Source organism: Salipiger sp. PrR003, from assembly GCF_010500785.1.
GTDB lineage: Bacteria > Pseudomonadota > Alphaproteobacteria > Rhodobacterales > Rhodobacteraceae > Salipiger > Salipiger pacificus_A.
Window position 1 is genome coordinate 1 of sequence record NZ_JAAGOV010000062.1, and the last position, 18395, is coordinate 18395.

Sequence of the window (18395 nt, forward strand, 5' to 3'; positions counted from 1 at the left end):
CATCTTGCGCGAACGGGGGTATCCATACATGACCCGGGCGTTCCATCGAGAAGTGACCCACCTTGGATTATGCTGAGGGGGTCATGATTGGGTCAAGACATGGCTTCCCTCCCTCTTTTTCCGCGTGGCTGCGGCCGCGCTGTCCTTGAAGCGGAAGCTGTCGTTTCCGGTCTCGAGGATGTGGCAGGATAGTGCCCCGCGGCGTGGTGTAGTAAGCCGCGAGCGTCGCTGATCGCGAGGCTGGTGGTCATCTTGGCGTCACCGAACACTGAGGCTGTCTAGGCAGTCCGCCCGGAAGCGCCCGTTGAGCGCCTCAATGAAGGCGTTGTCCGTGGGTTTTCCGGGACGCGAGAAGTCCAGCGTCACGCCCTTGGCATAGGCCCATAGTCCATGTCCTTCGAGATGAACTCGCTGCCCTAATCGACGCGGATTGTGGCTGGATAGGCCAGAAATGCCCTTCCTCATATCTGTGGCGCCGCAGGCAAGGTAGACCCGCACGCCCGTTCCCGGGCCGATCATACCGCCTCGACGGCCCGGATCAGCCGCGTCAGAGCTTCTCCGTCCATGCCGCTGTCGAACCTCAAGCATCTCCCGTTGGCCAACCGCAACTCCACTGGAACCGATCTGGTTGGCGTGGGCGCTGGAGTTGCCGACTCCGGGAAATCGACGGGAAGGAAGTAAGCGCCGTGACCGGGCGACCAGAGACCCTTTTGCTTCAGGTCCCGCCGCCTCCCGTAAATCTGAGAGCGTGTCACCTCGTAGCGCTGAGCGACCTGGGTCACCGTCGCCCCATCAGCACCAGCCGCCAGCACGATCTCGAGCTTTTCGTCGTCACTCCACCGTCGGCGTCGCTCAACGCCCAGAACTTCGCCCAGCATGACCCCTCCATCTAAGACAGGTCGCAAAGGACGCCGTTAAGCACGTGTCTTAGATCAGGTCGCCTCCAACCGGCAGGCGGCCTCAACCGGTCGGTTACGTTCATCCAGAATCGTCAGTGAAAGCGATAGGGACACGCCGAAAGCGATCTGGTGTCGCAGCGATTCAAGCGTCCAGACAAAGAACACGTTGTGTGAGGCCCGCGCGACGGCGAGGTGAAACCGCTGGTCTGCTTCTGTCGGCAGTTCTTTTTCCTGCTAGCGAGTTTCCAACTTTCGCAGTGCCTTCTCGATCTTGCGAAGGTCCTCTTGGTCCCGCCGGGACGCCGCCCAACCTGCTTACGACGTAGCCGCCACAGACCCTCGGCGTGACTGGACAATGCCCTTGGTGCGGAGCCAGGCAAGTGCGGCCCGAACGACGGGCCGCGATACGCCGAACTCTTGCGTGAGAGATTCCTCGTTGGGCAAACGGATGCGCAATTCGCAAGTTCCGTCGGTATTCCGCGTCAGAAGGTGCTTATAGAACTGATCTGCGAAGGATGGTCTTTCTGGCACCGCTCAAGTTTGTATCCGTCGTAGAAGTGCGTGCGGTTAGACTTCGACCCCCGCCGCGCGATAGATGCTCTCCATAAGCCGCAATGTTTTGAGGTTGTCCAGCCTGTCGGTCTGGAACTTTCGCCCGCTGCGCAGTCCTTCTGTAAAGTCGGTAACCGCACCGGTGAAGCAGGCCTGGTAGTTGGCCGTGAGGTCATGCTGTGACACGGCGTCCGGTTGCGAGAGTAGCGTGATCCGGTCGCGATCGTAAATTAGCGTGTCGGCATCGCCCAATAGTTCTAACCTGTCTGTCGGAAGTGGCGGGTGTCCGGGAGCGGCGATGTCGGCATCGATGACGACCAGTGCACCATTCTCAGCTCGGAGTTGTATCAACGCGACATCCTCGCCTTTCAGCGCCGGGTTAATGCGGTCCAGGGTTGCGCTGACCACGTCCATTTCGCCGATGATTGCGCGGAGGGCATCCAAATGGTGGATCAGAACTTCGAAGACCAAGAGGCGCCGGAAGTCTGTGAGGTAAGGCTGGCGTCCCAGTAGGAAGGGCTCTTTGCCTTCGTAGTCCCATACTGCCGAGGCGCGGACCGTCATCCGGGCATGACGCAACCTGCCGACCTCCCCGTCCTGCATCCGCTGCGCGAGCTCAGCGTAATGCGGACGAAAGCGGTAGTTTTCATGGACCATAAAACGCACGCGCTCACCCACATCAGCGATAAGAGCCTCTGCCTCGGCCACCGTAGGGGTCATGGGTTTTTGGCACATCGCGTGCACGCCCTTGTCGGCGGCGATGCGCACCAGCCGCGCATGGCTGCCCACCGGAGTGATGATGTCGACGGCGTCGGGCTGGGTCTCGTCCAGCATTTCCGCCATGTCGGCGAAGACGCGAGAGATACCAAAGGCCTCCCCTCGTGCGTTTGCTTTGTCCTTGTCTGGGTCGCAAATCCCAACAATCTCAACGTCTGCCTGTGCCTGCCATCCGATGAGGTGAAATTGGCTGATCGCTCCGGCCCCTGCAATCGCGACCCTAAGCTTGTTACTAGCCACTTTTGGCCCTTCCTTGGTTCTGTTTGCCTGTCTCGCCCAAATTTGCGCTACTACAAATTCGAACCAATCAGACGTGAGGCTACTCTCCTAACCATCTCCGATGGAAGCCGGGGTTCGGCATCTGATCGAAGAAAGTGGCCTCGAGGTCGGCGAAGGCCCTCTTGAGCATATCCGTTAGGAAATTCGGTGCACTTCGCCGGGACTCCCGTAGTACTTCATAGCCAGTGTTTACTTCGGAATTCACAAGTCAGTCGGCTCAACTGCCTCGGCAACCAAGGTTCATTTCGCTTTCGGCCCGCGCGGCGCGCGACGCCGCGGCCAGCAGGCTGATGTCGTTCGGCCCAACAATAAAGCTATAGCCCGCTTCCCGCAGGTCGGCATAGCTGCGGCCTGCGCCGACGATTGTTCCTAGCATCAGCCCTCCGGCGCGCGCCACTTTCTCGACCTCAGCGATCTGGCCTTGGACGTCGGGGTGGGTCATGTCCTCGAGATGGTCCATTGATGCGGCGAAATCATTGGGTCCGACGAAGGCCATGTCGATACCCTCGATGCCCGCGATCTCGGCGACCTCGCGCACCGTGTCGACATGCTCAATCTGCGCCATGATCAGCAGCTCGTCATGAGCGGTCTTGGCGTAGTCTGTACGCTTGCCGTAGTCCGAGGCGCGGACGATAGGGGCTGCATAGCCCCGACGACCGCGGGGGGAATACTGGCAGAAGGCAGCAATGTCGCGCGCCATGGCCGCAGAGCTCACCATCGGCACCATGAGCGAACGCGCGCCGCGGTCGAGCGCACGTTTCAGCGTAGCCTCCGAGCAATCGGGGACGCGAACGATAGCCTGTCCGCCCGCGGCCTCAACGGCCCTGATCAGTCCGAGCCCTTCCTCGAGCCCAGCGGTTCCGTGTTCGCAGTCGATCACCACCACGTCCCAGCCGGTGTGCACGAGAAGTTCTGCCACCTCGGGAGTACCAAACTCGAGCCACGCGGCGGTGACGGTTTCGCCGGCCTGGAGCCGCGCCTTGAGCTTGTTCTTGCCAGTCATGAATTTGCTTCCCTTTCAGAATGTGAAGAACGTTTGCCAATGATCTCGAGCGCCGCCCGGAGCAGCAGCAGGCCCCACACGAGGAGGGTAATTGCGCCCAGCACTGCGGCGGTGCCGCGCTCGAAGAAGCCTGTAAGATCGCCCTGCGCTTTCATCATCGATACCATGAAGTTGCCCTCGACCACCTTGCCGAGAACGATGCCGAGGATCGCCGGGGCGAGCGGGATCTGCGCCCAGGCCATGACGAAGCCGAGCAGTCCGAGAACCAGGACGATCCAAATCGCCATCGTGCTGCCCATGATGGCATAGGCGCCTATAAGTGAGAGCATGAGCACCAGCGGCATTAACACGGCGCGAGGGATGCGCAGAAGGTAGGTTGCTACGGTGACTGCTAGTCCGCCGGTAAGCAGCATCAGCAGGTTGGCCATGAAGAAGGCGCCGAAGATCGTGTAGACGAGGTTGGCATCGGTGGTGAAGATATCCGGACCGGGCGTGAGGCCCTTCATCAGCAGCACGCCGATCGCGATGGCGGTTACGCTGTCGCCGGGGATGCCAAATACCAGCGCCGGGGTCCATGCACCCGCCACGGCGGCGTTGTTCGCGGCTCCGCCGTCAACGATCCCCTCGAGATGGCCCTTGCCAAATTTCTCCGGAGTGCGCGAGAACCGCCGCGACAGGGCGTAGGCGATCCACGCGGCCACGTCGGCGCCCGCACCGGGCAGAGCGCCAACTACTGTACCGCCGAGCCCCGAGCGCATCACTGAAACCCAGCGGGTGCGGATCTCGTGCAGCGCGCCGCACAGGGCCGCGCTGAGTGGCTCGATCTTGATCCGTCGCAGCTTGGTCTCTTCGCCCGAACCGGCATTGCGCAGGAGTTCGGACAGCGCAAAGAGGCCAATCATCGCCGGGATGAAGCTGACACCGTCGTAGAGATCCATGAGCCCGAACGTGTAGCGCGGATGGCCCACGGCGACGTCGATGCCGACCGTGGCAATAGCGAGTCCTATGAAAAGCGATGCGAAGTTGCGTGCCACCGATGCACCGCCGACGAAGACTGCGCAGCTAAGCCCCAGCGTCGCCAGCCAGAACGCTTCGTCGCTTGAGAAGCTGGCGGAGAGCCGGGCGAGCTGTGGTGTCGCTAAGGCAAGCAGGATCACCCCGATGATACCGCCGAGGACCCCGGCAAACAGTGAGACGAACAGCGTGGTGCGTGGCTTGCCGGATTGGGCCAGCGCGTAGCTGTCCTCGACATAGGCTGCCGAGGCGGGAGTGCCGGGCATCTTGAGCAGCGCCCCCGAGATATCGCCAGCGAAGATTGCGGTGGTGGTGGTGGCGACGATGGCCGCCACCGCCTGCGCCGGGCCCATGAAATAGGTGAAGGGGACCAGCAACGCGACCGCCATGGTAGCGGTGAGCCCGGGCATCGAGCCGACGAAGGCGCCGTAGAGCGTGCACAGCAGAACCGTCGCCATGAGGTGCGGTTCAAGCACGGCGGTGAAGATCGCAAAAATGTCCATGACCAGTCCCCTACCAGGCCACCTGGGTTAGTGGGCCCCATGGCAGCGGCACCCGCAGTACGCTGTAGAACACGAAATGCAGGACGATGGGCGCGAGCGGCGCCACGGCAGTCGCGATTGGCCAGCCGCCACCAAAAACCCACACCGCAATGAGCAGCGCCAGTGCCGCAGCGATGTGAAATCCGAGAACCGGCAACAGGACCGCGAAGGCGGCCACCAACGCCAGCAAGATCAGGATCGGCAGCGCCTGAAGGCGACTTCCTTCGCTTGCCGGGGCGATGCCGCGCGCCGCCTCGAGAAGGATGCCGAGCCCCGACAGGATCAGCCCTGAGGCGATTATGCGCGGAAAGAGGTCGGGGCCAAAAGCCATGGCGCCGATCTGCGGAAAGCCCGAGGCGATCCAGATCATCAGTGTGCCGAGGGCGACAAGCGCCGCCCCCGTCACGATGTCCCGTGTTGCAGTCATTTGTCCCGGCCCGCTTACTTGGCGAGGCCGACGGCCTGGATCACCTCGCCGAGCGCTGCGTCCTGCTGCTGCATGTACGCGGCGAGATCTTCCGCGCCCATGTCGACCACCTCGGCGCCGCGGCTGGCCTTGAAGTCGGCCCACTCCTGCGAGGCGACGACTTCAGCCACAGCCTTTTCATAGGAGCACACGATGTTCGCGGGCATCCCATCGGGACCGGAGATGGATATGTAGGCCGCAAGGGTCCAGCCGCTTTCGAGAGCCTCGGAGGTCAGCGGAACATCGGGCAGCGCCTCCATCGGGCTGTGGTGCATGTAGGCCAGCGCCTTGACCTCGTCGGACTCTACGAGCGTCTTGCCCTCGGACAGGGCGGGGGTGGCGACGTCGACGCCGCCCGCGACCAGTTCCTGCAGCGCCGGGGCGGCGCCCTGCGAGGGAATCCAGCGGATCGCGTCGGGGGCCATCCCCTCGGCGTTCAGCATCCCGGCCAGGGCCAGGTGCCAAATGCCCCCGAGGGACGTGCCCGAGCCGGTCAGCTCGCCAGGGTTCTCTCGCGCATAGTCGAGCAGTTCGTTGACAGTACCAAACGGGCTCTTCTTGCCTACCAGAACCGAGGCGGGGACGATGTCGATCAGCGCGATAGGGGTGACGTCCTCGTAGGTCATCTCGGTCAGGCCAACCCAGTGCATGGTGTTGATCTCGACCGTGACAGCGCCAACCGTGTAGCCGTCGGGCTCGGCGCGCGAGATCGCCGAGTGACCGGTGACGCCGTTCCCGCCGGTGCGGTTCACCACGTTGAACGGCACGCCCCAGGACTTCTCAAGAAGACTCGCCAGCATCCGCGAGTTGGCATCGGTGCCGCCACCTGCGCCCCAGGGCACGATGTAGGTGACCGCGCGGTCGGGTTTCCAATCGCAGCTGTCCTGCGCAAGCACCGCGGTTCCGGACGTGGCAATGGCGGCGGCGCAAACGGCCACCCGTGCAAATCTGTACATGTAATCCTCCCATTGATGCACTGCCCCAAAGCATCCTCCGACAGTGCCCGGGGATAGTTGGACCATGGTATACCATCTCTAGTCAATCGTTTGACTAAGCATTTTTTGATTGGTTCGGCGAAAGCGCGCGGATACTGAAGGAATAAAGGCGGGAATGGCATGACAAAAAGAACGACGCTGCGCGACATCGCCGAGGAGCTGGGGCTATCGGTGTCCTCCGTCTCGCTTGCGCTGCGCGCGCATCCCCGGATTCCTGCCGCCACGGCCGAGTCGGTGCGCCAGGCCGCAGTGCGGCTCGGATACATCTACAACCGCGCCGCCGCCGACCTGCGCCGAGCCGAGAGCCACCTCGTCGCGGTCTGCCTCAGCGACCTGTCCAACCCGGTGTTCAACGAGTTCCTCGTGCAGATCGAGGACGAGCTCTGCACCCGCGACCGCAAAGTCTTTCTCGGCGTCGCGCGCGAGAGCCTCGATCAACAACGGCGCTTCCTGCAGACTGCGCTCGAGCATGGGGTGGGCGGGATCGTGATCTGCCCGGTACACGGCACTGGCCCCACCGATCTCGACGTGCTGCTGCCGCGTGGACCCGGGGCGACGCCGATCGTGCCCACGGCGATCTTCTCGCGGCAGGTCGAGGGGGTGGCGCTGCCGCAGTTCGTCAACGATGACCCGCTTGCCGGGCGGCTGGCGGCAGAGTGCATGATCGAGGCGGGGCATCGGCGCATCGGCTGGATCGGCGGCGGGCAGGACACCTCGACCGCGAGCGGGCGGTTTGGCGGCTTCCGCGCCGCGCTTACGGAGGCCGGGCTGCCGCCGCCGCTGGTCCGTCACGGGCCGACGAGCCGGGCCTTCGGGCGATCGGCAGCGCTCGACCTGCTGCGGGAAACCGACGCCCCGACCGGGCTGGTCTGCTTCAGCGACCTGGTGGCCTTCGGGGTGCTGGCCGCGATCCGCGAACTGGGGCTCGAGCCGGGGCGGGAGGTGTCGCTGATCGGCTGCGACGACATGGACGAGGCGGCGTTTACCTGGCCCGGGCTGACGACGGTGGCGGTGGACAAGTCCGAGATCGGCCGCGCCGCGGCGCGCTGCCTGCTCGGGGAGTCCCCGGCGCAGGTCTCGGTGCTGCCCCCGGCGCTCATCCGCCGCGGCACGGTCGGACCCGCGCCGCGCTGATCCTCAGTCGCCGCTTGGAGTCCCGACGCTTTCGCGGCCGACGAGCGCGCCGCTGATCAGCACCTTGGTGGCGGGCTCCGGCGCGGTGGCGATCAGCATGTCGTCGAGCAGGCGCACCGCCATCGCGCCGATGCGGCGCTTCGGCACCTCGATGGTGCTAAGGGCGGGCTCGCTCATTGCACTCATCGGCAGGTTGTCGAACCCCACGACCGAGACATCCTCCGGGATGCGCAGCCCGTGCTCGCGTAGCGCCTTAATGAAGCCGAAGGCGATCATGTCATTGGCGCAGAAATAGGCCTCGGCCACGCGCGGGGCGGCAGCAAGCTGGGCGAGTCCGTCGCTGTAGGCGCCCTCGAGCGTCGAATCCACCGATAGGATCAGCGTCTCGTCCGCCTCGAGCCCCAGCGCCGCCATGCCGCGCAGGAAGGCGTCGTGGCGCAGCGCGAAATTGGTCACCGCGGTGTGGCTGGCCACCATGCCGATGCGCCGGAAGCCGCGCCCGGCGAGGTGGCGCAGCAACGCGAAGACCGCCTGGTCGTTGTCCATGTCGACGAAGCTGAGGTCGAGCAGCGGGTGGTAGGTGTCGATGAACACGACCGGCAGGGGCGCGCGGGCGAGGCACTGCACCTCTTCCTTGGTCAGCTCGGTGCCGAGGATCACCGCTCCGCGCAGGTCGCCCGAGCGCAGGGACTCGGCGATCTTGTCCACGTCGGTGCCCTCGAAGCTCTCGACCTGCAGCGAATAGTCCCGGCGGGTCGCCTCGTAGGACATGCCGTCGATGTAGTCGGAGATGAAGTGATTGTGGTCGCGGTTCACCGTGTGGCCGTGGCGGGCGATTTTGAGAAAGCGCAGCGTGTTGACGGAATCGGGGCGCGTGCGGCCGTTGCGGGGCTTGTATTTCATCTGCCGCACGGCGCTCAGCACCCGCTGGCGAGTCGCCTCCGAGATGTCGCCCTTGCCGTTCAGAACCAGCGAGGCGGTGGCGGCGGAAACCCCGGCACATTCGGCGACCTGACGCAGGGTGACCGGCTTTTTCTCTTGTTTTGTCATGGTTTGTCGCGGGCCCCTGGCGCTGGTGTTGTTTAGTAAACATCGTTCCGAACGCAGGAATGTTCAAGACAGAACGCCTTCGTGACTGCAACGGAAAGACTATTGAACGCTCCTGAATTATTTGTTAGCGATTTACTAAATCAAGGGTAAGTTTACTAAATCCTAGGAGGAGAGGATGCGTAAGCTAGATGGCCGCCTGGCAATTCTTTGGGTGCTCGTGATCGTCTTGCTGGCGATCGGCGGCGTCGCCTCGGGCGGTACCTACCTGTCCCTGTTCAACCTGCAGTCCATGGCGACCCAGGTGCCCGAGATCGGGCTTCTGGCGATCGGCGTGATGCTGGCCATGTGCGCCGGCAACGGCGGGATCGACCTGTCGGGCATCGCGCTGGCGAACCTGTCGGGCGTGGCGTCGGGGCTGGTGGCGACGCAGCTCTTCTCGGCCTACGAGGCGCCCTGGGCCTTCACCCTCGCCTTCGCCTTCGGTGCGCTCGTGGTGGGGGCACTCGGCGGGCTGCTGAACGGGCTGATCATCTCGCGTCTGGGGATTACGCCGATCCTCTGCACGCTGGGCACGCAGATGCTGTTCACCGGGCTGGCGGTGGTCTTCTCGGACGGGCGGTCGGTGACCATCGGCTCGCCGGACCCGCTTTACGAGCTGGGCAACGGGGTTATCCTCGGCGTGCCCTACGGCTTCCTGATCTTCCTGGGCGTGGCGCTGGTGCTGGGCGGGGTGCTGCGCTTCACCCCCTTCGGGATGCGGCTCATGCTCACCGGTGCCAACGCGCGTGCGGCGGACTTCAGCGGCTTCTCGAAGAACACCGTCTTTACCGTCACCTATACGCTGTCCGGCGCGCTGGCGGGGTTGTCGGGGGTGATCATCGCCGCGCGCAACGTCAACGTGAAGTGGGACTATGGCACCAGCTACCTGCTGATCGCGATCCTGATCGCGGTGATGGCCGGGGTACGGCCCGAGGGCGGCTACGGGCGGGTGTTCTGCGTCGTGCTCTCGGCCGTGGTGCTGCAGCTGCTGTCGAGCCTTCTGAATTTCATCGGCCTGTCGAACTTCGTCCGCGACTTCGCCTGGGGCGCGCTGCTGCTCGCCTTCCTCGCGGTGGGGCGGTTCGAACTCATCGAGAGGCTGGCCGCTGGGATAACTTCGGCGCGGGTCCCTCGCGCGTCGAAGGTCTGAGTACGAGGGAACTCTAGGGAGGAGTATACCATGAAGAAGACGTTCAAACTGGGCTGCGCCGCGGCCCTGATGGTCACCGCCGCTAGCGCCGCGATGGCCGAGGGCACGATCACCACGGTGGTCAAGATCAGCGGCATTCCGTGGTTCGACCGGATGGAGACCGGGGTGGAGCTCTTTGCCGAGCAGAACCCTGACATGACCATCAGCCAGGTCGGCCCGGCGCAGGCGGACAGCGCCCAGCAGCTGCAGATCGTGCAGGATCTCATTGCCAAGGGCACCGACGCGCTGGCGGTGGTGCCGATGGACCCGGCAATCCTCGAAGGCATCTTCAAGCGTGCCATTGATCGCGGCACGATCATCGTGACCCACGAGGCCGACAACCAGATGAACACGATGGTGGATGTCGAGGCCTTCGACAACGCCGAGTATGGCGCAGCGCTGAACGAGCGTCTGGCGGACTGCATGGGCGGCGAGGGCAAGTGGACCACCTTCGTCGGCTCGCTGGGCAGCCGCACCCACATGCAATGGGTCGGTGCCGGCGAGGAGAATGCCAAGAAGTACCCAGGCATGGAACTGGTCGATCCCAACAACGAGAGCTTTGACGACGCCAACGGCACCTATGAGAAGGCCAAGGAAGTGCTGCGCAAGCATCCCGACATCAAGGGTTTCCAGACCTCGGCGGGCAACGATGTGCTGGGCGTGGGCCGCGCCATCGAGGAGGCCGGTCTGACCGATCAGGTCTGCCTCGTCGGCACCGGTCTGCCGAACCCCTCGGCGGCCTATCTCGACAGCGGCGCGATCACCGCGATCGGCTTCTGGGATCCGCAGAAGGCCGGAATGGCGATGAACGCCGTGGCCAAGCTGCTGCTCGAGGGCGGCGAGCTCTCCGATGGCATGGATCTCGGCGTCGAGGGCTATGAGAGCGTGACGCTCAAGGATGGCCCGGGCGACGGCAAGCTGCTGATCGGCAACGGCATGGTGGTGGCCGACAAGGACACCTACAAGGACTACCTCTTCTGAGGTTGCCCTGCGCACGGGGGCGCCTGACCGCGCCCTCGGACACATCCGATCAAGAGGCGCATTTCCCGTGACCCACAGCGATCTTCAGGATCAGCCGTTTCTCGAGCTGCGCGGCATCCACAAGCGGTTCGGCGGCGTGCACGCGCTGCGCGGGGTCGATCTGACCCTGCGCGCCGGCGAGGCCTACCACCTGCTGGGCGAGAACGGCTGCGGCAAGAGCACGGTCATCAAGATCATGTCCGGCGCCCATGCGCCGACCGAGGGCGACATCCTGCTCGACGGGGTGCACCACGCCGCGCTGAGCCCGATCATGGCGCTCGAGGCGGGGATCGAGACCGTCTACCAGGACCTCTCGCTGCTGCCGAACCTGACGGTCGCCGAGAACGTCGCGCTTGGCGAACAGCTGGTCGGCGGGCACGGTCGGATGCTGCGCTGGCTCGACCGCGGCAAGCTGGGCGAGACCGCGGCCAAGGCGCTGCGCGAGGTCGGCCTGGAGCCGACCCGGACGCTGCTGGGCACCCGCGTGTCGGACCTGCCGCTGGCGATCCGTCAGCGTGTCGCCATCGCCCGCGCCATTGCCCAGGACGCGCGGCTGGTGATCATGGACGAGCCGACGACCTCGCTCACGCGGCACGAGGTGGAGACGCTGATCGAGGTGGTCGGCCGGCTGCGCGCACAGAATGTCGCGGTGCTCTTCGTCACCCACAAGCTCGAGGAATGCTACCGCATCGGCGGCCAGGCCATCGTCTTCCGCGACGGGCTATGCGTGGCGCAGGGGCCGATCGAGGATTACAGCCGCAGCCAGCTCAGCGCGCTGATGACCGGGCGCGAGATCGAGGCACGGCGCTACCGTTCGGGCGCGCCCTCGGGCGAGGAGCTGCTGCGCCTCGAGGGGCTCGGTTCGGACGAGGCCTTCCAGGGGGTCAGCACGGTGCTGCACAAGGGCGAGATCCTCGGCGTGACCGGCCTGTCGGACTCGGGCCGCAACGAGCTGGCGCTGGCGCTGTCGGGGCATCGCGCGATCACCGACGGGCGGGTCAGCATGGCCGGCGCGCCGGTGCGCATCGACACGCCCGCGCAATCCATCGAGCTTGGCATCGGCTACGTGCCCGAGGACCGGCTGGGCGAGGGGCTGTTCATCGAGAAATCGATCCTCGACAACGAGGTGACGCTGATCCTCGACCGCATCCTCGGACCGCTCGGCACCGTCGATCGTAGCAAGGCCCGCGCCGCCGCGCGGCGCATCTCGGAAGAGATGCAGCTCAACACCTCCGACATCGACCTGCCTGTGGGGACGCTCTCGGGCGGCAACCAGCAGCGGGTGCTGATCGGCCGTTGGCTCAGCATCGAGCCGCGCCTGCTGGTCCTGCACGGGCCGACCGTGGGCGTCGACGTGGGCTCGAAGGACACGATCTATCGCGCCATCCAAGCCATGGCCGAGCGCGGCATCGGGCTGATCATCGTCTCGGACGACCTGCCCGAGCTGCTGCAGAACTGCGACCGCATCCTGGTGATGAACGCCGGGAGGGTCGCGGCCGAGGTCGCCGGTGCGACCGCCAGCGAAGACGACATCTACCAGGCAATGCTCGCCTCCCAGCTGGAGGCCGCTGAATGACCATGACCCAATCTTCCCTCGATACCGCAGACACGACAGAGACCGCCGAGGCCGCGGCCCGCCGCCGCCCGGGTATCGCCGAGACCTTCGCGCGCCGTCCGGAACTGGTCAGCCTGTGCCTGCTGATCGCCATCTGCGTCACAGTGGCGGTGATCAACCCGGCCTTCCTGTCGCCGACTTCGCTGATCGACATGGGGCGCGCCTCGGTGGTCACCGGGCTCTTCGCGCTGGGGGTCTTCGCGATCCTCGCGGCGGGGGGTATCGACGTCAGCTTCACCGCAATCGCGGCGCTCACCATGTACTCGCTGACGCTCTTCGTGCTGAAGGTCGCGCCGGGGCTGCCGATGGCGGCAATCCTGGTCATCGCCGTGCTCGGCGGCACCATGCTCGGGGCGGTCAACGGCTGGCTGGTGCACGGCCTCAAGGTGGCGGCGCTGATCGTCACCATCGGCACGCAATACCTGTTCCGAGGCATCCTGCTGGCCTTTGTCGGCACGGTCTGGCTGATGGAGCTGCCGCCGCAGATGGTCGCCTTCGGCAAGGCCTCGATGTTCGACGTCACCACCGCGAACGGCGCGACGGTGACGCTGCCCTGGTATTTCCTGGTCTTCCCGGCCGCCGCGCTGCTGACTTGGGTGATCTTCAACCGCACGCTGATGGGCCGCGCGATATTTGCCACCGGCGGCAACCCCGAGGTGGCGGCTCGGCTCGGCTACGACCAGCGCCGGGTGCATCTCTTCGTCTTCGCATTCGCTGGCGGGCTCGCCGGGCTGGCGGGGATCGTGCACGTCTGCGCCAACCGCATGGCCAATCCCTTCGACCTCGTGGGGACCGAGATCGGCGTGATCGCCGCCGTGGTGCTGGGCGGGGCGCGGATCACCGGCGGCACCGGCTCGGTCTTAGGCACCGTCACGGGCGTGCTGCTGATCACCGTAGTCAATAACGTGCTGGTGCTGGTGGGCATCCCCTCGACCTGGCAGCGCGTCGTGGTCGGCGCCTTCATCCTTCTCGCCGCGGCCTTCTTCGTGACCCGCCGCCGTAAACTGCAATCCCGAACCCGGAAGTGAGCCCATGAAGAAGTTTCTCAACAATCCCGAGGCCTTCGTCGACGAGATGCTCGACGGCATCTACCGCGCCCACCCTGAAGTGACCTATGCCGCAGGCGACTTGCGCTGCTACGTGACCGCCAATCCCGTGCCCGGCAAGGTGGGCATCGTCACCGGCGGCGGCTCGGGACACCTGCCGACTTTCCTCGGCTTCGTCGGCGAGACCATGCTCGACGGCTGCGCCGTGGGCGGGGTGTTCCAGTCGCCGAGCTCGGACCAGATCCTCGAGGTGACCAAATACGTCGACCAGGGCGCCGGGGTGCTCTACCTCTACGGCAACTACACCGGTGACATCATGAACTTCGACATGGCCGGCGAGCTGGCCGAGCTGGAGGACATCGCGACCCGCACCGTGATGGGCAATGACGATGTCGCCTCCTCGGTGGTCGGCGAAGAGCACAAGCGCCGCGGCGTGGCCGGGATCTTCTTTCTCTACAAGGCCGCCGGCGCGGCGGCGGCTCGGATGCTGCCGCTCGAAGAGGTCGCCCGCATCGCCGACAAGGCCCGCGCCCGCACCCGCACCATGGGGGTAGCTCTCTCGCCCTGCATCGTGCCCGAGGTGGGCAAGCCCGGTTTCGAGATCGGCGAGAACGAGATGGAGATCGGCATGGGCATCCATGGCGAGCCGGGTATCTCGCGCGAGACGATCAAGCCCGCCGACGAGGTGGTCGACACGATGATGGCGAAGATCTTCGCCGAGACCGACTACAATTCCGGCGACGAGGTGGCCGTCCTGCTCAACGGCCTCGGCGGCACGCCGCTCGAGGAACTCTACGTCCTGTTCCGCCGGGTCTCGATCCTGATGGAGGAGCGCGGCGTGAGGATCCGCCATTGCTGGCTCGGCGAGTTTGCCACGTCGATGGAGATGGCCGGGGCGTCGATCTCGGTGCTGCACCTCGACGACGAGCTGGAGCCGCTGATTGCCGAGCCGGCGAACACGCCGTTCTTCAAGCACATCAAGGGATAAGACCATGGCACTGACTGCGGAGCAGATGCGCTCGCTCTACACCGCCTGGGCCGAGCGCTTCGCGGCCGAGCGCGAGGCGCTGATCGCGCTCGACGGCAAGGTCGGCGACAGCGATCTCGGGATCACCATGTCCAAGGGCTTTGCCGCCGCCAACGAGGCGGTGCAGGGGCTCGAGGGCGCGTCCGTCGCCGGGCAGATGAAGGCGGCGGGGGCGGCGCTGGCCAAGGCCGCGCCCTCGACCATGGGCACGTTGATGGCCACCGGTTTCCTGCGCGGCTTCAAGGCGCTGGAGGGCGCCGAGCAGTTCGGCACCGCCGAGGCGGCTGCCTTCTGGCGCGCCTATGCGGACGGTGTGGCGCAGCGCGGCAAGGCGCAGCTCGGCGACAAGACGGTACTCGACGTGCTCGACCCGATCGCCGCCGCGCTCGAGGGCAGCGACGTGGGTCTTTCTGGGGCGCTGGAGGCCGCGGCAGAGGCCGCGGAAGAAGCGCTGGAAGCGACCAAGCTGATGGTTGCGCAGCACGGCAAAGCGGCGGCCTTCCAGGAAAAATCGCGCGGCCTGCCGGATGCCGGCGGCACCGTGGCGCTGATCCTTATCGAGGTCATGCGCGACGTGGCACGGGATGCGGCGCAGGGCTGAGCCAGCCGCCACGACCGCGACGCACAGAAGGAGACAACATGCATTACAGGCAACTCGGACGCAGCGGGCTGAGGGTTTCGGCGCTCGCCATGGGCAGCTTCACCTTCGGCGGCAAGGGCGATTTCGGCATGGTGGGCGCGCAGGGGGTGCCCGAGGCGCAAAGGCTCATCGACACCTGCCTCGATCACGGCATCAATCTGCTCGATACAGCCAACATGTACTCGACGGGTCTGGCCGAGGAGATCCTCGGCGCGGCGCTCGAGGGGCGGCGCGAGAGGGTGCTGATCTCGTCCAAGGCGCGGATGCGCATCGGGGACGGGCCGAACGACGAGGGCGCCAGCCGCTGGCACCTGATCCGCGAGTGCGAGCGCAGCCTGAAACGGCTGTGCACCGACCACATCGACATCTACCACATCCACGAATGGGACGGGCTGACCCCGGTCGAGGAGACCATGGAGGCGCTCGACACGCTGACCCGGCAGGGCAAGATCCGCTACGCCGGCTGCTCGAACTACACTGGCTGGCAGCTGATGAAGGCGCTGATGGCCTCGGAGCGACACAATCTGACGCGATTTGTCACCCAGCAGATCCATTACACCGTCGAGGCGCGCGAGGCGGAATACGAGCTGCTGCCGATCTCTCTCGACCAGGGGCTGGGGGTGACGGTCTGGAGCCCGCTCGCCGCCGGGCTGCTCAGCGGCAAGCACCGCCGCGACGGTTTCGCCGAGGGCAGCCGGCAGGCGAAAGGCTGGACCGAGCCGCCGATCCGCGACTGGGATCGGCTGTGGAACATCGTCGACGTGCTGGCCGAGATCGGTTCCGCGCATGAGGTCGAGGCGGCGCAGGTGGCGCTGGCCTGGACGCTGGGCCGTCCGGCGGTGGCCTCGCTGGTGGTCGGTGCCAGCGCGCCAGAACAGATGCAGCGCAACCTGCGCGCGCTCGACGTGGATCTCAGCGACGACGAACTCGCCCGCATCGACGCGGTGAGCCGCCCGCCGTTGATCTATCCGCACTGGCACCAGGCGCAGTTCGCCAGGGCCCGTTTCGCGGGGCCCGAGCGCGCCCTGCACGGGTGACCCGGCAGGGCGAGGGGATTTCACCCCGCCGCCATTATCTCGCGATAGGCCGCGTGATCCGCCTGCATCCGGCGGAACACGCGGTACTTTGCGTCATGGTAGGCGGCAATTGCACCACCCCGCGGCGCGATTTCTTCCACCGCGGGGGCCATGGCGCGCATCGCCTCGGCGAGCGAGCGCTGCGCCCCAGCCGCTACTGCGCCGAGCATGGCCGAGCCGAGAAGCACCGGCTCGCGGGCCTCCGGGACGATCACCGGGACACCGCAGGCATCCGCCGTCTCGCGCAGGTAGAGCGCGTTCTTCGCCAGCCCGCCCGAGACAACAATGCTGTCGATCGCGGCCCCGGCGGCGCGCATCTCTTCCAGAATGTGCCGCGTGCCGTAGGCGAGCGCCTGCAGCGTCGCGAGGTAGTCGAGCGCGAGATCGTCGCGCCCGGTGTCGAGCGTGATTCCGTCGATGCCGCCCCTGCGCCAGGGCGCGGCCAGCGGCGAGCGGTTGCCATGCGCGTCGGGCTGGACGTGGCGCGAACGGGTGAGCGTGGCCGTATCCTCTGCCATCTCGGAGAGCCGGGCATCGAGCAAGGTGGCGGGGTGCCGGCCCGCGGCCAAGGCTTCGGCTCTCAGCGAAGGATAGGCACCATGGCGGGCGAGGAGGGCGTCAATGAGTGCCCCGGCCGCAGACTGCCCGCCCTCGTTGACCCATAGCCCGGGCAGAAGCGCGCCGAAATAGGGCCCCCAGACGCCCGGCACATAGGCGGGCTCGGCGGTCACCGCGATGTGGCAGGTCGAGGTCCCGGCGATCATTGCGAGGCTCTGCGCGGCACCCGCACCCAGCGTGCCAAGCGCCCCGGCATAGGCGTCGATGAGGCTCGCGCCGACCGCGATGCCCTCGGGCAGGCCAAGCTCGGCCGCGGCCAGCGCCGTCAGCCCGCCGAGCCGGGTGCCGGGGGTGGCGATCTCGGTGCCGATGCGCGCGTGGCCCTCGGGGCCGGTCAGCGCGTCGAGGCCGATCGTCGAAAGGAAGTCGTCATCCCAACCCTCGCCTTCAAGCCCGAGATGGCCGAGATAGGTCCACTTGCAGACCAGCGAGCAGAGCGAGCGCGCCCGGCTGCCGCAGGCGCGCCAGACCAGCCAGTCGGGCAGATCCCACAGGTGCGCTGCGCGGGCGAAGCGGTGCGGCATCTCGCGCTGGAGCCAGCGCAGCTTGGGCATCTGCATCTCGGGGCTGATCACTTCGCCGACGTGGCGCAGCGGTGCGCCGCCGATGGCGTTGATCTCCTCGGCATCCGAGAGCGCCCGGTGATCCATCCAGACGATCACGTCCTGCCCGGCCGCGCCCTCCGGGCCGATCGAGACGGGCCGGTCCGCGGCATCCGCCAGCACCAGCGAGCAGGTGGCGTCGAAGCCGAGTCCTGCGACCTCCTCCGGCCGGACGCCCGAGGCCGCGACCGCCTCGCGCACTGCGGCGCAGATCGACTCCCAGATATCGGCGCTGCTCTGCTGTGCCCAGCCAGGACGGGGACGCCACATTGTGATCTCGCGCCCGCTGGCGGCGAGCAGCGTTCCGCGCTCGTCGAACACCCCGGCGCGCGCACTGCCGGTTCCCACGTCGATACCGATAAACGTCATCTGGCCTCCCTACGCCGCCTTGCTGGAGCCGTAATACAGTTGGTCTCGCGAGTTCCGAAGTGTCCGACGCGCTAGAAACGTGGAGATCTTCGCGTTGGCGGGCGACGCCTCAGAGTGGACACCATGCTCGCTTGCGATCGTGATGACAAGGAAGCTCAGCTCCTGCGTTATGAAGGTTTGACCCTTTTTGCTTTGGGTTTTCGCTGATTGTGGCCTTCTGAGAGTTGCCGTCCCGCGACTCCCTTCGAGCGCGACCTTGGAGTGGCACCTGACGGCAGGTTTGAAGCACACGTTTTTGCCTTACGCTCCCAAATACCGGATTAGGGCTCGCGCGCAGCCGGCGCCCAGACGGCGGAACGGAGCGCCTCGGAGCCAAGTCGAAGACGGTCGCGCGTTCAATTCTCTGATGGCTCGGTCCGTGGCAACGAATGTTCCCTGATTTG

The 18395-nt window shown here is 66.0% G+C and carries 18 protein-coding genes and 2 pseudogenes; 8 read left to right on the forward strand and 12 right to left on the reverse strand.

What is annotated here, in order from left to right; all coding sequences use genetic code 11:
- Nucleotides 1-81 precede the first annotated feature (81 nt).
- From G0D83_RS31935 to G0D83_RS22075, 10 genes and pseudogenes are all read right to left on the reverse strand, one after another.
- Nucleotides 82-275 (reverse strand): annotated as a pseudogene (locus G0D83_RS31935) (hypothetical protein); the annotation flags it as partial.
- Nucleotides 274-443: pseudogene (locus tag G0D83_RS22035) on the reverse strand (integrase core domain-containing protein); the annotation flags it as partial. The pseudogenes G0D83_RS31935 and G0D83_RS22035, both read right to left, overlap by 2 nt.
- 72 nt (nucleotides 444-515) lie before the next feature.
- A complete protein-coding gene (locus tag G0D83_RS22040; RefSeq protein WP_164196814.1) occupies nucleotides 516-878 on the reverse strand; it encodes a transposase in 363 nt (120 codons plus the stop codon).
- Between the two features lie 54 nt (nucleotides 879-932).
- The gene (locus G0D83_RS32845) at nucleotides 933-1121 is read right to left on the reverse strand and encodes an FCD domain-containing protein (RefSeq protein WP_164196828.1); all 189 of its coding nucleotides are present in this window, start codon (nucleotides 1119-1121) and stop codon (nucleotides 933-935) included.
- Between the two features lie 93 nt (nucleotides 1122-1214).
- The gene (locus tag G0D83_RS32850) at nucleotides 1215-1430 is read right to left on the reverse strand and encodes a GntR family transcriptional regulator (protein ID WP_108970047.1); all 216 of its coding nucleotides are present in this window, start codon (nucleotides 1428-1430) and stop codon (nucleotides 1215-1217) included.
- 36 nt (nucleotides 1431-1466) lie between these two features.
- Nucleotides 1467-2468, reverse strand: a complete 1002-nt coding sequence (locus tag G0D83_RS32855) for a Gfo/Idh/MocA family protein (RefSeq protein WP_164196815.1) — start codon at nucleotides 2466-2468, stop codon at nucleotides 1467-1469.
- 256 nt (nucleotides 2469-2724) lie between these two features.
- Nucleotides 2725-3510, reverse strand: a complete 786-nt coding sequence (locus G0D83_RS22060; protein WP_164196816.1) for an HpcH/HpaI aldolase/citrate lyase family protein — start codon at nucleotides 3508-3510, stop codon at nucleotides 2725-2727.
- Nucleotides 3507-5027 (reverse strand): tripartite tricarboxylate transporter permease, encoded by a 1521-nt coding sequence (locus G0D83_RS22065; protein WP_108970043.1) that lies wholly within the window; start codon nucleotides 5025-5027, stop codon nucleotides 3507-3509. The genes G0D83_RS22060 and G0D83_RS22065 overlap by 4 nt, the downstream gene beginning before the upstream one ends.
- 10 nt (nucleotides 5028-5037) lie before the next feature.
- A complete protein-coding gene (locus G0D83_RS22070; RefSeq protein WP_164196817.1) occupies nucleotides 5038-5493 on the reverse strand; it encodes a tripartite tricarboxylate transporter TctB family protein in 456 nt (151 codons plus the stop codon).
- Nucleotides 5494-5507: 14 nt separating this feature from the next.
- Entirely contained in the window at nucleotides 5508-6488 is a 981-nt protein-coding gene (locus G0D83_RS22075) for a tripartite tricarboxylate transporter substrate binding protein (RefSeq protein WP_108970041.1), read from the reverse strand.
- Between the two features lie 159 nt (nucleotides 6489-6647).
- On the opposite strand from G0D83_RS22075, the gene G0D83_RS22080 reads away from it, so the two are divergent.
- Nucleotides 6648-7661 (forward strand): LacI family DNA-binding transcriptional regulator, encoded by a 1014-nt coding sequence (locus tag G0D83_RS22080; RefSeq protein WP_164196818.1) that lies wholly within the window; start codon nucleotides 6648-6650, stop codon nucleotides 7659-7661.
- Nucleotides 7662-7664: 3 nt separating this feature from the next.
- Here the strand turns inward: G0D83_RS22080 and G0D83_RS22085 are convergent, their stop codons facing one another.
- The gene (locus tag G0D83_RS22085; protein ID WP_108970039.1) at nucleotides 7665-8711 is read right to left on the reverse strand and encodes a LacI family DNA-binding transcriptional regulator; all 1047 of its coding nucleotides are present in this window, start codon (nucleotides 8709-8711) and stop codon (nucleotides 7665-7667) included.
- A gap of 175 nt (nucleotides 8712-8886) precedes the next feature.
- On the opposite strand from G0D83_RS22085, the gene G0D83_RS22090 reads away from it, so the two are divergent.
- The 7 genes from G0D83_RS22090 (at nucleotide 8887) to G0D83_RS22120 (ending at nucleotide 16324) form a co-directional block, all read left to right on the forward strand.
- The gene (locus G0D83_RS22090; RefSeq protein ID WP_108970038.1) at nucleotides 8887-9900 is read left to right on the forward strand and encodes an ABC transporter permease; all 1014 of its coding nucleotides are present in this window, start codon (nucleotides 8887-8889) and stop codon (nucleotides 9898-9900) included.
- A gap of 30 nt (nucleotides 9901-9930) precedes the next feature.
- Complete coding sequence (locus G0D83_RS22095) at nucleotides 9931-10920, forward strand: substrate-binding domain-containing protein (RefSeq protein ID WP_164196819.1); 990 nt, start codon at nucleotides 9931-9933, stop codon at nucleotides 10918-10920.
- Nucleotides 10921-10987: 67 nt separating this feature from the next.
- Nucleotides 10988-12535 carry a sugar ABC transporter ATP-binding protein gene (locus tag G0D83_RS22100; protein WP_164196820.1) on the forward strand — a complete coding sequence of 516 codons (1548 nt, stop codon included), beginning with the start codon at nucleotides 10988-10990 and terminating at the stop codon, nucleotides 12533-12535.
- Nucleotides 12532-13602, forward strand: a complete 1071-nt coding sequence (locus G0D83_RS22105; protein WP_203595640.1) for an ABC transporter permease — start codon at nucleotides 12532-12534, stop codon at nucleotides 13600-13602. The genes G0D83_RS22100 and G0D83_RS22105 overlap by 4 nt, the downstream gene beginning before the upstream one ends.
- Before the next feature lie 4 nt (nucleotides 13603-13606).
- A complete protein-coding gene (locus G0D83_RS22110; RefSeq protein ID WP_108970035.1) occupies nucleotides 13607-14608 on the forward strand; it encodes a dihydroxyacetone kinase subunit DhaK in 1002 nt (333 codons plus the stop codon).
- Nucleotides 14609-14612: 4 nt separating this feature from the next.
- Nucleotides 14613-15248 (forward strand): dihydroxyacetone kinase subunit L, encoded by a 636-nt coding sequence (locus G0D83_RS22115; protein WP_164196821.1) that lies wholly within the window; start codon nucleotides 14613-14615, stop codon nucleotides 15246-15248.
- Between the two features lie 38 nt (nucleotides 15249-15286).
- On the forward strand, nucleotides 15287-16324 hold the full coding sequence (locus G0D83_RS22120) for an aldo/keto reductase (protein WP_164196822.1): 1038 nt from the start codon (nucleotides 15287-15289) through the stop codon (nucleotides 16322-16324).
- Between the two features lie 20 nt (nucleotides 16325-16344).
- Here G0D83_RS22120 and G0D83_RS22125 read toward each other — a convergent pair whose 3' ends face one another.
- On the reverse strand, nucleotides 16345-17952 hold the full coding sequence (locus G0D83_RS22125) for an FGGY-family carbohydrate kinase (protein ID WP_164196823.1): 1608 nt from the start codon (nucleotides 17950-17952) through the stop codon (nucleotides 16345-16347).
- Nucleotides 17953-18395: the final 443 nt, after the last annotated feature.